The following is a 15,056-nucleotide window of genomic DNA, read 5'->3' on the forward strand; positions in this document are numbered from 1 at the left end:
GGACAGTCGATGAAGACCGTTCTCCTCCGCCTGGCCGTGCTGGCGCTCGCCGCCGTCACCTGCGTGGCCGGGATGCCCGTGCCGCAGGCGGGTGCGGCGCCCGCGGTGCGGTACACCAACCCGATCGCGGAACGGCGCGCCGACCCGCACATCTTCAAGCACACCGACGGCTTCTACTACTTCACCGCGACCGTTCCGGAGTACGACCGGATCGTCCTGCGCCGCGCGACCACGATCCAGGGACTGGCCTCCGCGCAGGAGACGGTGATCTGGCGCAAGCACTCCAGCGGTGAGATGGCCGCCCACATCTGGGCGCCGGAGATCCACTTCATCAACGGGAAATGGTACGTCTACTTCGCGGCGGGCCGCAGCGACGACATCTGGCGCATCCGGATGTACGTGCTGGAGACCTCCAGCGCCAACCCGCTGACCGGGTCGTGGACCGAGCGCGGCCGCATCACCACCCCGTGGGACACCTTCTCCCTGGACGCCTCCACGTTCGTGCACAACGGCGTGCGCTACCTGACCTGGGCGCAGCAGGAACCGGGCATCGCCACGAACTCCAACGTCTACCTCGCCCGCATGGGCGCGAACCCGTGGACGATCACCGGCACGGTGACGCGGCTGGTGGTGCCGTCGCTCGCCTGGGAGACCCGCGGGTTCAAGGTCGCGGAGGGACCGGCGGTGTTGCAACGCAACGGAAAGGTGTTCCTCACCTACTCGGCCAGTGCCACCGACGCGAACTACTGCCTCGGCCTGCTGACCGCGTCGGCGTCGGCGGACCTGCTCAACCCGGCGTCGTGGACCAAAGGTGCCAACCCCGTTTTCACCAGCAACGACGCGACCGGCCAGTACGGACCCGGCCACAACTCGTTCACGGTGTCCGAGGACGGCAGCAGCGACGTGATGGTCTACCACGACCGCAACTACCGTGACATCAGCGGCGACCCGCTCAACGACCCGAACCGCCGCACCCGCGTGCAGAAGGTCTACTACAAGGCCGACGGCACACCGGACTTCGGCATCCCGGTCGCCGACGGGCCGACCCCGGTCAGGCTCCGGTCCCATGCCGCCGCCGACCGCTTCGTGCGGCACTGGGAGTACCGCGCGCGCATGGAAGCAGGCGTGGCACCGCTGGCCGACTCCCAGTTCAAGCTCGTCACGGGGCTGGCCGGCTCCGGCACGGTGTCGCTCGAGTCGGCCAACTTCCCCGGCTACTACCTGCGGCACCGCAACAACGAGCTGTGGGTCGACCGCAGCGACGGCAGCGCACTGTTCCGCAACGACGCCAGCTTCACGCAGCGCGCCGGGCTCGCCGCGAGTTCGGCGGTGTCGTTCGAGTCGGTGAACTTCCCCGGCCGCCACATCCGCGCCAGCGCCGGACTGCTCTACCTGCAGGCGGTCGCCGACGCGCAAGGACGGGCGGACGCGACGTTCGTCCTGGAGTGACAACGGTTCCACCCGCCGCCGCGACTCCGTCCCAGAGATCGAGGTGTCTCATGGATCTGAGGAAGTACGCACTGGCAAAAGCCGCACTGGTCGCGGCGGTGGTCCTGACCACCACCGTCGCGACGGCACCGCACGCGTCGGCCTATCCGCTGCCCGGCCATGTCACCGGTGACGTCGGCGTGCACGACCCGAGCGCGGTGAAACGCCCCGACGGCAGCTACCTGGTGGCGCACACCGGCACCAACATCGCGCTGAAGACCTCCACCGACAGGACCGCGTTCCGCAACGCGGGTTCGGCGTTCCCCGGCGGCGCGTCGTGGACCACCCCGTACACCGGTGGCAGCAGCAACCTCTGGGCGCCGGACGTGTCCTATCGCGACGGACGGTACTGGCTCTACTACTCGGCTTCGACGTTCGGCTCGAACCGGTCGGCGATCTTCCTGGCCACCAGCCCGAGCGGCGACTCCGGCACGTGGACCCACCGCGGCCTGGTGGTCGAGTCGCGGACGTCGGACAACTTCAACGCCATCGACCCGGACCTCGTCGTGGACGACCAGGGCCGCTGGTGGCTGAGCTTCGGCTCGTTCTGGTCCGGCATCAAGATGGTCGCGCTCAACCCGGCCACCGGCCTGCGGTCCGACTCGACGGTCCGCTCCGTCGCGGGCAGGAACGGCGGGGCGATCGAGGCGCCGAACATCGTCAAACGCGGCGCCTACTACTACCTCTTCGTCTCGTTCGACCTGTGCTGCCGGGGCGCGTCCAGCACGTACCGGGTGATGGCCGGCCGCTCCACCAGCGTCACCGGCCCGTACATCGCCCGCAACGGCACCACGCTGACGTCCGGCGGCGGCACGGAGGTCCTGGCCGGGCAGGGCAACGTGCACGGACCGGGGCACCAGGACGTCCTCGCCGACGTCGACGGTGACGTCCTGATCTACCACTACTACACCGGCACCGGCGCGTCCCGGCTCGGCGTCAACCTGCTGGCCTACGACTCGGCCGGCTGGCCGTTCCTGCGGTGAGGAGAACCCCTTGACCTCGATCAGCAGCTCGCGTGGCACCGTCCTGGCAGCCACCGTCCTCCTGCTGGGCGGCATCACCGCCGCCGTGCCGACGGTGGCGTCCGCCGCGGTCGTGGACCCCAGCGCGTCCTACGCGTTGGTCAACCGCAACAGCGGCAAGGCGCTGGACGTCTACGACCTGGCCACCGGGGACGGCGCCCGGATCTCGCAGTACGCGCGCAACGACGGCGCCTGGCAGCAGTGGCAGTTCGTCGACTCCGGTGGCGGCTACTACCGGGTGAAGTCCCGGCACAGCGGCAAGGTGCTGGACTTCCCGTCGACCGCGGACCGGGCCGGGCTCGTGCAGACGACGGACGCCGGCCGCACCGGGCAGCAGTTCCGGCTGGCCGACTCGCCGGACGGGCACGTCCGGCTGGTCAGCCGGGCGAGCGGCAAGGCCGTCGACGTCCTCGACTTCTCCGCCGCCAACGGCGCCCAGGTGATCCAGTGGCCCGACACCGGCGGCGCGAACCAGCAGTGGCAGCTGGTGAGGATCGGCGCACCGGGCAACGTCACCAACCCGATCAAGGCCAGCGGTCCCGACCCGTGGCTGCAGTTCCACAACGGCTACTACTACCTGGCCACCACGACGTGGAACTCCACGATCACCATGCGCCGTTCCCGCACGCTGGCCGGCCTGTCGAGCGCGGCGGACACCGTGGTGTTCAGCCTGTCCGGACGCCCCAACGGGTGCTGCAACATGTGGGCACCGGAGTTCCACCTCCTGGGCGGCCGGTGGTACCTGTACTACGTGGCCGGGCAGAACGTGCCCGACTACAACCCGACCCAGCGCCTGCACGTGCTGGAGAGCGCGGGCACCGACCCGATGGGCCCGTACACGTTCAAGGCGGACCTCGGCAGCACGTGGGAACTCGACCCGAGCGTCCTGCAGCACAACGGGAAGCTGTACCTGATGGGCAGCGCGATGGACGGCACCCAGAGCCTCACCATCACCCCGCTGTCCAACCCGTACACCACCAGCGGCGCGCGGCGCACGATCTCCCAGCCCACCCTGGCGTGGGAACGGCAGACCGCGCCGGTCAACGAGGGCGCGGAACCGTTGTACCGCAACGGCCGCACCATGATCGTGTACTCGGCCAGCGCCTGCTGGGGTCCCGACTACAAGCTCGGCCTGCTCACCCTCACCGGGTCCGACCCGCTCAACCGCGCGCACTGGACCAAGTCGCCCGAACCGGTCTTCCAGCGCAACGACGCCCACGGCGTGTTCGGCCCGGCCCACAACGGGTTCTTCAAGTCCCCCGACGGCACCGAGGACTGGATCGTCTACCACGGCAACACGAGCGCCTCGGCGGGGTGCGGCATGGAACGCTCCACCCGCGCGCAGAAGTTCACCTGGAACGCCGACGGCACCCCGAACTTCGGCACGCCGGTCCCGCTCGGCGCCCAGCTCCCCGCACCGTCGGGCGAGTCCACCGGCTGACCATACCGTCCTCTTCGGACTGCCATGAGGTCGAATCGACTGCCGCGGGAGCGAATCCGCGGCAGTCGATTCGACGGTCGAACGCAGGATTTTCAGCACCTTGTAGCAATTTCCGATCCCCGGGCGCCATACTTCGACCTGTTCAGGAAAGCGCTTACCAGACCCTGCGGCCTTGAAAGGACGCCATGCTCCTGAAGCGCACGCCCGCCGTCCTCGGCATCGCCTTCTCGCTCCTCTCCACAGCGGTCGCGGGAACCGGCGCGGCGGCGACACCCGTCACCGTCCACGTCGCGGGGGACTCCACCGCCTCCACCTACACCTCGGCGCTGGCTCCCCGGGCCGGGTGGGGCCAGGCACTCCCGGTGTTCTTCACCCACGGAGTCATCACGGCGAACGAGGCGCTGTCCGGGGCCAGCTCGAAGAGCTTCGTGGACCTGGGCCGCCTCGACCGCCTCCTGTCCAGGGTCAAGCGGGGCGACCACGTGCTCATCTCGTTCGGGCACAACGACCAGAAGAAGGAGGACCCGGCCCGCTACACCGAGCCCTCGACGACGTACAAGTCCTACCTCTCCCAGTACGTCGACCGGAGCCGGGCCAAGGGCGCGAAGCCGGTGCTGGTCACGTCCGTCGAACGCCGCCGCTTCACCGGCACGGGAACCGCCGCCCCCAGCCACGGCGCGTACCCGGCGGCGATGCGCGAGCTCGCGGCGGCCAAGGGCGTGCCCCTGATCGACCTCACCGCGTCCAGCACGGCGTTGTGGAACCGCGCGGGCGTCGAGGGGACGAAGAAGTACTTCCTGCACCTCCCGGCCGGGCCGTGGCCCAACTACCCGGACGGGATCGAGGACAACACGCACTTCCAGGCCGCCGGAGCGATCGAGGTGGCCCGGCTCGTCGCCACCGCCCTGCGCGACCAGCACGTCCTGCCGGCCGGCTCGTTCCGCCGGCTCACCGCCCAGGTCCCGCCGGGCGCGATCGTCTGGCCCAAAGCCTGAGGAACGTCCACATCAGACAACCCCTGCCTGTCTGGAGAACCCTGTGAACAAACGCGCCCTGGCCCTGGCCGCACTCGTCGTTCTGCCGCTGCTCTCCGCCGCCAGCCCCGTGGCGGCCGCCGAACCCGCGTGTGCCCCTGCAGGCACACCGTCGGCCAGCGCGGCGGCCGTGAAGGTCTGGCTCGCCGGCGACTCGACGATGGCGGATCCGCGGACGAGCTGCCCGGTGGGCTGGGGCAACCGGTTCGACCCGCTGTTCACCGGCGACGTGACCGTCGTGAACAGCGCCGTGGCCGGGCGGAGCATCCAGACGTGGCTGTACGAGTCCAACGTGCAGAGCACCAAGGACGCGGCGGGCGAGTGCGTGGTCAGTCCGAGGACGTTCCACCAGCGCTGGCTGAGCATGCTCGACCCGGCCGCCGGCATGAAGGCCGGTGACTACCTGATGATCCAGTTCGGCATCAACGACGGCAGCCGCGACTGTCCGCGGCACGTCGGGAGCGCCCGGTACAAGGAACTCCTCGGGCTGATGGCCAAGGCCGCCAAGGACCGCGGCGTCACGCCGATCTTCCTCACGCCGGTCTCCGCGATCAGGTGCAGCGGCACCACGGCCGTCGGCACCCGCGGCTTCCTCACCGAGACCACCGACGCGGCCAGGGCCGCCGGTGTGACCGTCATCGACCTGCACAAGCTGAGCTACACGCTCTACAACCAGCTCAGGCTGTGCCCCAACGACGGCGACTACACCAAGGGCCCGGTGGGCGCCTTCTTCTGCAACGACCACACGCACTTCGAGGCCGCGGGAGCCGGGCAGATCGCCGCCGTCGTGGCCAAAGCCCTGCGCGACCAACGCATTCCGCTGTCGAACTACCTCAAGTAGGACCTCGCACCCTCCGCCGCCGCACACCCGAAAGGAGAACTCACATGCTCTCGACCAGGTGGCGCATCGGCGCGGCCGTGGCGGTGGCGACCGTGCTCGGAGGTCTCGCACCGGCCACCGCCGCGCCGCAGGTCATGGCCTGCGGTGACGGGACTTTCAACGCCGAGGCGGTGCTCAACGGCAGCACGTGGACCTCCCGCAACGGCAGCCGGACCGTCTACACCGGCTCCGACATGCGGTCCGCCGTCCAGGCCGCCGTCAACAGCCTCACCGGCGGACGCACCTCGAAGCAGTGGGTCGTGGTGCGCGGCAGCGGTTCGGTCGGTGCGGGCTCGCGGATCTCGTTGCCCAGCTACACCGGCATCGACGTCTGCGGCACGATCAACGTGACCGGCACCGGTTCCGGCGACCAGGCCCCGATCTACTCCAGGGGCACCCGCGACGTCGAGGTGCGCCACCTCAGCGTGACGGGCCGCCCGCTGTACGGGATCTTCCTGCGCAACGTCGACAACGTCGTGCTCGGGCAGATCGACCTGCGGCTCTCGAGCGGCCTCGGCGTGCGCATCGACAACCGCGGCAACACCAGCGTGCGCAGCCGCAACATCAGGATCGACAACGTCTTCGCGTCCGGTGCGAGCAGCCACGCCGTCGAGACCTACGGCGTGGACGGCCTCACGGTCGGCACGGTGACCGCGCGCAACGTCGGCGAGTCCGGGCTGCTGCTCAACGACACCATCAACGCCACCGTGGGCACGGTCGACGCGGAGAACGCCGGGGCGGGCACCGGGTACGCGGCGTTCCGCACGGCCAACCGCAACGGCCGCATCGGCACCGGTTACCCGACGAACATCCGGGTCGGCACGGTCCGCGCCCGCGGTGGCGGCCGCGGTGTGTTCTGCGTGTCCGAGAGCGGCGGGCTGGTCATCGACCGGATCGACCTGGCGAACACCGGCAACAACGCGGTCCTGGTCGAGAACTGCACCAACGTGACCCTCGCGGCGCAGAGCGGCACGGTGACCGGCGGCGGCGAGATCCGGCTGGCCGCGCGCTCGGAGTTCCCGAACAACCGCGACATCGTCGTCCAGAACCTGACGGTGACGAACTCGTCGGTGCGCGAGAGTCCCTGTGGGACGAACACGACGTTCCGCAACCTCACGCTGAACAACAGCACGTCGAACGTCTGCTCCTGACGACGGCGGGGTGGGTCGTGCCGCCGGACCGGCGGCACGGCCACCAGCTCCGGTATTGACAGGGCTCGCATCTGCGTCCGACCATGGAAGCGCTCTCATAACCGGTCTGGACCATTTCTCGGACCGGAGGCCGCCGACCGCCCTGAAGCCGGGTCGGGGGACCTGCTGGCAGAGCACCCCTGCACAAGGAGTCAGATGCGCACTCGAACGAAGTGGTTCAGCGCGCTCGCCGCACTGGCGGCGACCGCGTCGGTGGCTACCGCGATCATCCCGGCACAGGCGATCGGCCCTGACCTGCTGCCGATGAACGTCACCAACAACAGCGGCCGGTCCGAGGCCGTGCACCTGTACGTCCTCGGCACCGACATCCGCAACGGGCGCCTCGGGTACGTCAACCAGGCGGGCGCCTTCACGCCGTGGTCGCCGGGCGGCAACCCGCCCACGCCCGCACCGGACGTGTCCATCGCCGGCCCCGGTCCCGGCGGCACCACCACGCTGCGCGTGCCCCGGTTCATCTCGGGCCGCGTCTACATGTCGTTCGGCGAGAAGCTCAAGTTCTTCCTGACGCCCGACGGCCTGGTGCAGCCGGCGCCGTGGGCGTCCGGCGACCCGAACAGCGGCATCCTGTTCGACTGGAGCGAGTTCACCTACAACGACGCCGGCCTGTGGCTCAACAGCTCGCAGGTGGACATGTTCGCGGTGCCGCACGCGGTGACCGTGACGGGCGCGAGCGGTGCCACGAGGAAGACCGGTGAGCTGAAGCCCGGCGGGCGGGACGCCGTCATCAACGGCATCCGCAACCAGGCGGGCTGGGGCGGGTCGGTCATGTCCCGCCCGGACGGCACGGTGCTGCGCGTCCTCGCACCGGGCAAGGCGGCCGACGTCGGCAACTTCGACCGCAACTACCTGGACTCGTACATCACCCAGGCGTGGAACGCGTACACGGGCAAGACGCTGACCGTGCAGCCGTTCGGTGACCGGCCGGACGTGAAGTACTTCGGCCGCACGTCCGGCACCACGATGAACTTCACGAACTCCGCCGGTCAGCAGGTGGCGTCGTTCGCGAAGCCGTCGACGGCGAACGTGTGGGGCTGCGACGGTGCTCTGCACGCACCCAACGACCAGGTGGTCGGCCCGATCGCACGCACCCTGTGCGCCGCCCTGCACCGCTCCACGCTCGGCCGCATCGACGTGCAGCCCGGCGGCGGTCCCGCCGACTTCTACCAGGGCGCGATCACCAACCACTACTCCCGGCTGGTGCACCAGAACATGGTGGACGGCAAGGCGTACGGGTTCGCGTTCGACGACGTGCAGGCGCAGGAGTCGCTGGTGCACGACGGCGACCCGCGCTCGGCCGGGATCATCCTCACCCCGTTCGGCGGGTCCGCTCCCCCGCCCGCGGTCAGCAGCATCGTCAGCGACTGGCACGGCAAGTGCATCGACGTGCCGAACTGGAACTTCGCCGACGGCCAGCGCCTGATCGTGTGGAACTGCACGGGCGGCACGAACCAGAGGTTCGAGTTCGTGGGCGGCACGCTGCGCACCGAGAACAACAAGTGCGTGGACGTGGCGTGGGGTTCGACGGCCAATGGCGCGGCCGTGCAGCTCTCGACCTGCTCCGGCAACCCGGCCCAGCAGTTCGTGCTGACCGGCGCGGGTGACCTGGTCAACCCGCAGGCCAACAAGTGCGTGGACATCGCGGAGTGGAACCCGGACAACGACGCGGTCCTGCACATGTGGGACTGCGTCGGCGGCGCCAACCAGAAGTGGCACCGCGGCTGACGCTCGACGCTCGACCGACGCCGGGGCGCCTGTGCGCCCCGGCGTTTTTCGCGTCCTGGTGACGCGCACTCGTTCTACCGGCGCAATCACACCCTCCCCGGGAGGCGGTACGAGCCCCAGATCGACAATGATTACCATGTTCCTCAATTCACCGCGGGGTTCGCGGCCGATGAGGAGGACACGTGGCTCACCTGTTGATGATCGAGAGCTGGGTCGGCGCGATGAGCGCGCTGCTGCCCAGGGCGATCAACGAGTCAGGGCACCGCTTCACCTTCCTGACCCGCGACCTGCACCACTACCTGCGCGCCACGCCCACACACCCGCACCCCTTGCTGGCCGCGGACAACGTGCTCACCGCGGAGACCAACGACGTGGACGCGCTGCTCGGCCACGTCGAGCGGCTGCACGCCGTGCTGCGCTTCGACGGCGTGATCTCCTCCTGCGACTACTACCTCCCGGCCGTCGCGCGGGTCGCCGCGCACCTGGGCCTGCCCGGTCCTGATCCGCTCGCGGTCGAACGCGCCTGCCGCAAGGACCTCACCCGCACCGCACTGCGCGACGCCGGGGTGCCCGGCCCCCGCTTCGCGCTCGCCGACGACTGGCCCGCGCTCGCCAAGGCGGCCGCGGAGCTGGGGTACCCGCTGGTGGTCAAGCCGGTCGACCTGTGCGCCGGGATGTACGTGCGCAAGGTGGCCGACGAGCCGGAGCTGCGCGAGGCGTTCGCCGCGATGGAGGCGTTCCCGGTCAACGCCCGCAACCAGCCCAGGGTGCGGACCGTGCTGGTCGAGGAGCTGCTCACCGGGCCGGAGGTGAGCGTCGAGACCGTCACGGTGGACGGCACGACGCACGTCGTCGGCGTCACCGACAAGAGCGTCGCGGGTGACCCGTGGTTCGTGGAGAGCGGGCACATGTTCCCCGCCGACCTGCCCACCGCCGGGGCCGAGGCGGTCGCCGTCGCCGCGATCGAGGCGCTGGGCCTGGACCGCGGTGTCGCGCACACCGAGATCAAGCTGACCGAGGACGGCCCGAAGCTCGTCGAGGTCAACCCCCGACCCGCGGGCAACCAGATCACCGAGCTGGTCCGTCGCGTCACCGGTGTCGACCTGCCCGCCGTGTACGCGCAGCTGGCCGTCGGTGAACGACCGGACCCGCGCCCGGCGGACACCGGCGTGCGCAGCGCCGCGATCTCCTTCGTCCTGCCCCGGCGCTCCGGTCTGGTGACCGCCGTCCGCGGCGCCGAGGCACTCGGCACCGCGCCCGGCGTCGTGGACTGGTCGATCAAGCGGCCCGGCCACCGGGCGGGCGACCCGACCAGCAACAACAGCTACCTGGGCCACGTCGTGGTGACCGACTCGGACGGCCTCGGCGCCCGTGCGCGGGCAGAGCACCTCGTGAGCGGCCTGTCCGTCGACTACGCCGAGGAGCTCGCGTGACCCCCGACGGCCTCGTCGCACTCGTCCGGGGCGGCGGGCTGGGCGCCGACCCGGCTGCGTGCACGGTGTCCGTCGGGTTCACCACCCGGCAGGGCGCCCGGCACGCCACGCGCGGGCAGTCGTACCGCAACACCGTGGTCAGCCTGCGCGTGGAGGAGGCGGTCGGTTCCTGCGCGGTGGAGGACATCGCCGACGACGACGTGCACGCCTGCGTCGGGGCGACGGTGCTCGACCTGCTCGGCCACCCGAACCCGGCCATCCGCACCGCCGCGCTCGACGCCTACCTGGCGCACGTCCGCCCGCACCACCTGTCCGCCACCAAGTCCGTCACCATCGGCTCCGGCAGCTCGCTGACCAAGTCCATGGCACGGGCCGAAGCCGTCGTGGACCTGCTCGACCCCGCGCCGGGCGACCGGGTGCTGGTGGTCGGGGTCGTCAACTCGCTGCTGCACCACCTGCGAGAGCGAGGCGCGACCTACGTGCCGTGCGATCTCAAGGGCGGCCACACCGAGTGGGACGAGCCGATCGCCACGGACGCGGAGAGCGCGCTGGACGGTTGCGATCTCGTGCTGGCCTCGGGGATGACGGTCGGCAACGGCACGTTCGAACCGCTGCTGCGCCGAGCCTCCGGCGCGGGCAAGCCGGTGGTCCTGTTCGCGCAGACGGCGAGCGCGATCCTGCCGTGGTTCATCGGGCACGGGGTCCGCGCCGTGTCGGCCGAGCCGTACCCGTTCTTCTGGCTCGACGGCGGTCCCACGACGATCCACCACTACACGGAGCGCCCGTCGTGACGATCCCGCGCCAGAACCGGCACCTGCTCGGTCTGCTCGGCCGGAGCCCGGTCGCCCGCATCGACGCACCGCTGCCGCACCGGCACGGCGGGTTCTGGGCCAAGCTCGAGTGCCTGAGCGCCGGCGGCATGAAGGCGCGGGGCGCCGTGTCCATGCTGCGTGCCGCCCGTGAACGCGGCGAGCTGCGGCCCGGCGCGGTGGTCGTGGAGTCGACCAGCGGCACGCTCGGTCTCGGTCTCGCCTTCGCCTGCCAGGCGTTCGGGCACCCGGTGGCCCTGGTCGTGGACAGCGAGCTGGAGCCGTCGATGCGCGCCCTGCTGCGCGCGCACGGGGCCCGTCTCGAAGTAGTCGACCGGCCACACCCGATCGGCGGATGGCAGCAGGCACGATTGGACCGCCTCCAAGCCGTGCTGCGCGAGTACCCCGACGTCTACTGGCCCGACCAGTACAACAACCCGGACAACCCCGGCGGGTACGCGGAGCTGGCCAGGGAACTGGTGGAGCAGCTGGACCCCGTCGACGTGCTGGTGTGCAGCGTGGGCACCGGCGGGCACAGCGCCGGGGTCGCCAGGGAGCTGCGCCGGTACTGGCCCGGCGTCCGGCTGATCGGGGTGGACGCCGTCGGTTCCACGATCTTCGGGCAGCCCGCGCGCCCCAGGGTGATGCGCGGCCTGGGCAGCAGCATCCACCCCCGCAACGTCGCCTACGCCGAGTTCGACGAGGTGCACTGGCTGGGCCCGGTCGAGGTGGTGGACGCCTGCCGCAGGCTCGCCAGGGACGCCTTCGTCACCGGTGGCTGGAGCAGCGGCGCCGTCGCGCTCGTCGCCGCCTGGGTGGCCAGGGTCGAGCCGGGAGCGGTGGTGGCGACCGTCTTCCCCGACGGCCCGCACCGCTACCTCGGCACGATCTTCGACGACGACTTCTGCCAGGCCCGCGGCCTGCTGGGGCCGGCGGCGGACCGGCCGGTGGAGATCGGCGACCCGCACGGCGCCGAGGCGACGGGCTGGACGCGCTGCCGGTCGGTCGTCGCACCCGCGGCGGCGGTGCTCGCATGAGGATCGATCACGAGGTCTACGGCCTCGACCTGGACACCCCGCTGCGGATCTCCCGGTCGGTGATGTCCCGCCGGGACGCCGTGCGGGTGGTCGTGGAGCACGACGGTTCGCAAGGCCACGGCGAAGTGGTGACCAGCACCTACTACCGGCTCGACGTGGAGGCGATCACGTCGCAGCTGAACCGGTTGCGGCCTGTTCTCGCCGACGCGGACTCGCCGGAGACCGGGCTCGACGCCCTGCACGCGGACGCCACCGTCCCGGAGGGAGTGCGGGCCGCGGTCGACGCCGCGCTGCACGACCTGCTGGGCCTGCGTCACGGCGTGCCGGTGCACGCACTCGCCGGCACGCCGCACTGGCACGACACCCCGACCGCCTACACGATCGGCATCACCACACCCGAGGACGCGGCGGTCCGGGCCGCCGCGCTGGCCGGACGCGGGTTCTCCGTGCTCAAGGTCAAGGCCGGAGCCGATCCGGAACGGGACGTCGCCGTGGTGGCCGCCATCCGCACCGCCGCGCCGAACGCCCGGCTGGTGCTCGACCCCAACGGCGGCTGGAGCCGAGACGAGACGGTTCGTCTCGTGGAGCGGATCACCGCCGCCGGTGTCGTGCTGGACGCGGTGGAGCAGCCGATCCCGCCCGGCGACCCGGACGCGCTGGCGTGGGTCCGCGAGCGCTGCCCGGCACCGCTGGTCGCCGACGAGGACGCCGCCACGGTCGCCGACGTGCGCAGGCTCGCGGGCGCGGTGGACGGCGTCAACATCAAGCTCGCCAAGTGCGGCGGTCTGCGCCCGGCGCTGGAGATCGTCTCGGCCGCCCGTGAGGGCGGGCTGGACGTGATGCTCGGCTGCCTGGTGGCCAGTTCGCTCGGCATCGCGCCCGCGGTCCACCTCGCCGGGCACGCCCGCTGGGTCGACCTGGACGGGCACCTCCTGCTGGCGCACGACCCGTGGTCGGGCATCAGCGGCGAGGACGGCACCCTGCGGTTGTCCGGGGTGCCGGGCCTGGGTGTGGTGCGGCGATGAGCCGGCTCGCGCTGCCGGTCCGGCTGCTGCTGCTCAACCAGTTCGCCGTGAACACCGGCTTCTACATGCTCATCCCCTACCTCGCCGTGCACCTGGGCGGTCTGGGCATGTCCGCCGCGGTGATCGGCGTGGTGCTCGGCGTGCGGACGCTGAGCCAGCAGGGCCTGTTCCTCCTGGGCGGCACCGCGTCGGACCGGCTCGGGCCGCGGACCGTCATCCTCGCCGGTTGTGCCCTGCGCGCGGTGGGGTTCGGGCTGTTCGCGATCGGCGACTCGCTCGCGGTGGTGCTGGCCGCGTCGGTGCTCAGCGGACTGGCCGGGGCGCTGTTCAACCCGGCGGTGCGGGCCTACATCGCGCTGGAGGCGGGTGAGGCGCGAACGGAGGCGTTCGCCCGCTTCAACGTCTACGCCCAGGCGGGCGCGTTGTTCGGGCCGGTGCTGGGCAGTGTGCTGCTGCTGTGGGACTTCCGGGTCTCCGCGGTGGTGGCGGCCGGGATCTTCGCGGCGCTGACCGTCGCGCAGGCCCTCGTGCTGCCCGCACGACCGGCCACCCGCAAGGGCGGGACGGTGCTCGGCGACTGGCGCGAGTGCCTGGCGAACCGCCGGTTCGTGGCGTTCACCTGCGTGCTCAGCGGCATGTTCGTCCTGCAGAACCAGCTCTACCTGCTGCTGCCGATCCAGGCGCAGGAGGCCACCGGGTCGGCGGGCGTCGTCGCCGCGCTGTTCATCGTGTCCACGGTCGCCACGCTGCTGTTCCAGGTCCGCATCACCCGCCTGCTGTCGAACCGCGCGCGGGGCCCCGTGATCGCGGCCGGCCTCGCCGTCATGGGCGCGGGCTTCGCCGTCCCCGCGCTGTGGTCCGGGCTCGTGCCGGTGCTGGTGGCCACGCTCGCGCTGGCCGTCGGCGTGATGATCGCGAACCCGCTCGTCTACGACCTGATCCCCTCGTTCGGCCCGGAAAGCCTGGCGGGCACCCAGTTCGGCGTGTTCTACCTCGGGTCCGGGCTGGCCGCCGCCGCGGGCAACACCGCGATCGGGTGGGTGAGCGGGTTCGGCGACCGGCTCGCGTCGCTGGTGTGCGTGGCGATCGGACTCACCAGTGCCGTGGGCGTGGCCCTGCTGCACCGCCGCGGCGCGCTGACGCCGTCACAGCCGGAGGCCGCCCGATGAACCTGCTGACCGACAACCCCGAGCTCTACGAGCACCAGTTCCCCGACCCCGGGCACGTCGCGGCCCGGTTCGTGCACGACGTGGTGACCCGGTTCGGTGGCGGGCGGGACCTGCTCGACGTCGGCTGCGGCACCGGCCGTGACGCGGGCTGGTTGTCCCGCAACGGTTACCGCGTCGCCGGGGTGGACAGCTCGGAGAACATGCTCGCGCACGTCCGCGAGCACCACCCGGCGGTCGACGTGGCGCTGGCCGACATGCGCGCGTTCGACCTGGGCCGTCGCTTCGACGTCGTGACCTGTCTGGACAGTGCGATGTTGTACTGCCACACCAACGCCGACCTCGAAGCCTTCCTGGGCCGCTGCCGCGAGCACCTGGTGCCCGGCGGTCTGCTCGTCGCGGAGATGCGCAACGGCGCCTTCTTCCTCGGCAACAGAGAACTCCTGGACGGCGTGCGCACCCGTTCGGTGACGTGGCGGGGCACCGAGTACACCTCGCACACCGAGCTGTGGATCGACCACGCCCCCCAGCTGCTGCGCCGCCGTCGCACCTGGGAGTGGGCCGGGCGCACCGAACCGCTCGTGCAGCGGTCGGCGTGGCGGCTGCTGTTCCCCCAGGAACTGCGCCACCTGCTCGACCTCGCCGGGTTCGACGTCCTCGCCCTGTTCGACTCGCCCGGCCCCCGCACCGACCGGCCCTGGACCGCCGGCGCCCCGCTCAGCGGCGCGCTGTCCGGCGACCGCCTCCACGTCGTGGCCCGCCTCCGCCGAAGCGGGTGCCAGTGAAAG

General features: G+C 71.3%; 13 protein-coding genes. All 13 read left to right on the forward strand.

The genetic code is table 11. The annotated features are described in order from the left end of the window. The first annotated feature begins 9 nt into the window (after positions 1-9). Positions 10-1,449: a family 43 glycosylhydrolase gene (locus DFR72_RS01945; RefSeq protein WP_090064316.1), complete on the forward strand. Its 1,440-nt coding sequence runs from the start codon at positions 10-12 to the stop codon at positions 1,447-1,449. A gap of 50 nt (positions 1,450-1,499) precedes the next feature. Further along, positions 1,500-2,471, forward strand: coding sequence for an arabinan endo-1,5-alpha-L-arabinosidase (locus tag DFR72_RS01950; RefSeq protein WP_090064315.1), 972 nt, complete (start codon positions 1,500-1,502; stop codon positions 2,469-2,471). A 10-nt stretch (positions 2,472-2,481) separates the two neighbouring features. After that, positions 2,482-3,951, forward strand: a complete 1,470-nt coding sequence (locus tag DFR72_RS01955) for a family 43 glycosylhydrolase (protein WP_245982420.1) — start codon at positions 2,482-2,484, stop codon at positions 3,949-3,951. 185 nt (positions 3,952-4,136) lie between these two features. Then, complete coding sequence (locus DFR72_RS01960; protein ID WP_090064314.1) at positions 4,137-4,946, forward strand: rhamnogalacturonan acetylesterase; 810 nt, start codon at positions 4,137-4,139, stop codon at positions 4,944-4,946. A 43-nt stretch (positions 4,947-4,989) separates the two neighbouring features. Next, the gene (locus DFR72_RS46675) at positions 4,990-5,826 is read left to right on the forward strand and encodes a GDSL-type esterase/lipase family protein (protein WP_245982423.1); all 837 of its coding nucleotides are present in this window, start codon (positions 4,990-4,992) and stop codon (positions 5,824-5,826) included. 44 nt (positions 5,827-5,870) lie between these two features. Then, positions 5,871-7,016 (forward strand): hypothetical protein, encoded by a 1,146-nt coding sequence (locus tag DFR72_RS01970; RefSeq protein ID WP_090064313.1) that lies wholly within the window; start codon positions 5,871-5,873, stop codon positions 7,014-7,016. A gap of 195 nt (positions 7,017-7,211) precedes the next feature. Continuing rightward, a complete protein-coding gene (locus tag DFR72_RS01975) occupies positions 7,212-8,798 on the forward strand; it encodes a glycoside hydrolase family 64 protein (protein WP_090064312.1) in 1,587 nt (528 codons plus the stop codon). 182 nt (positions 8,799-8,980) lie between these two features. Further along, positions 8,981-10,231 carry an ATP-grasp domain-containing protein gene (locus tag DFR72_RS01980; protein ID WP_090064311.1) on the forward strand — a complete coding sequence of 417 codons (1,251 nt, stop codon included), beginning with the start codon at positions 8,981-8,983 and terminating at the stop codon, positions 10,229-10,231. Beyond that, a complete protein-coding gene (locus DFR72_RS01985) occupies positions 10,228-11,022 on the forward strand; it encodes a Rossmann-like domain-containing protein (RefSeq protein ID WP_090064310.1) in 795 nt (264 codons plus the stop codon). The genes DFR72_RS01980 and DFR72_RS01985 overlap by 4 nt, the downstream gene beginning before the upstream one ends. Beyond that, on the forward strand, positions 11,019-12,077 hold the full coding sequence (locus tag DFR72_RS01990) for a PLP-dependent cysteine synthase family protein (protein ID WP_425459864.1): 1,059 nt from the start codon (positions 11,019-11,021) through the stop codon (positions 12,075-12,077). The genes DFR72_RS01985 and DFR72_RS01990 overlap by 4 nt, the downstream gene beginning before the upstream one ends. Then, positions 12,074-13,102, forward strand: a complete 1,029-nt coding sequence (locus DFR72_RS01995) for a dipeptide epimerase (protein ID WP_090064309.1) — start codon at positions 12,074-12,076, stop codon at positions 13,100-13,102. The genes DFR72_RS01990 and DFR72_RS01995 overlap by 4 nt, the downstream gene beginning before the upstream one ends. Next, entirely contained in the window at positions 13,099-14,271 is a 1,173-nt protein-coding gene (locus tag DFR72_RS02000; RefSeq protein WP_090064308.1) for an MFS transporter, read from the forward strand. The genes DFR72_RS01995 and DFR72_RS02000 overlap by 4 nt, the downstream gene beginning before the upstream one ends. Continuing rightward, a complete protein-coding gene (locus DFR72_RS02005; protein WP_090064307.1) occupies positions 14,268-15,053 on the forward strand; it encodes a class I SAM-dependent methyltransferase in 786 nt (261 codons plus the stop codon). The genes DFR72_RS02000 and DFR72_RS02005 overlap by 4 nt, the downstream gene beginning before the upstream one ends. Positions 15,054-15,056 lie beyond the last annotated feature (3 nt).

This window comes from Lentzea flaviverrucosa, assembly GCF_003350445.1.
Classification (GTDB): Bacteria; Actinomycetota; Actinomycetes; order Mycobacteriales; family Pseudonocardiaceae; genus Lentzea; species Lentzea californiensis.

What these genes read in the sequence shown, in the direction of transcription:
- DFR72_RS01945 (WP_090064316.1), top strand. Translation starts at nt 10, where the DNA reads ATGAAGACCGTTCTCCTCCGCCTGGCCGTGCTGGCGCTCGCCGCCGTC.
- DFR72_RS01950 (WP_090064315.1), top strand. Translation starts at nt 1,500, where the DNA reads ATGGATCTGAGGAAGTACGCACTGGCAAAAGCCGCACTGGTCGCGGCG.
- DFR72_RS01960 (WP_090064314.1), top strand. Translation starts at nt 4,137, where the DNA reads ATGCTCCTGAAGCGCACGCCCGCCGTCCTCGGCATCGCCTTCTCGCTC.
- DFR72_RS01970 (WP_090064313.1), top strand. Translation starts at nt 5,871, where the DNA reads ATGCTCTCGACCAGGTGGCGCATCGGCGCGGCCGTGGCGGTGGCGACC.
- DFR72_RS01975 (WP_090064312.1), top strand. Translation starts at nt 7,212, where the DNA reads ATGCGCACTCGAACGAAGTGGTTCAGCGCGCTCGCCGCACTGGCGGCG.
- DFR72_RS01995 (WP_090064309.1), top strand. Translation starts at nt 12,074, where the DNA reads ATGAGGATCGATCACGAGGTCTACGGCCTCGACCTGGACACCCCGCTG.
- DFR72_RS02000 (WP_090064308.1), top strand. Translation starts at nt 13,099, where the DNA reads ATGAGCCGGCTCGCGCTGCCGGTCCGGCTGCTGCTGCTCAACCAGTTC.
- DFR72_RS02005 (WP_090064307.1), top strand. Translation starts at nt 14,268, where the DNA reads ATGAACCTGCTGACCGACAACCCCGAGCTCTACGAGCACCAGTTCCCC.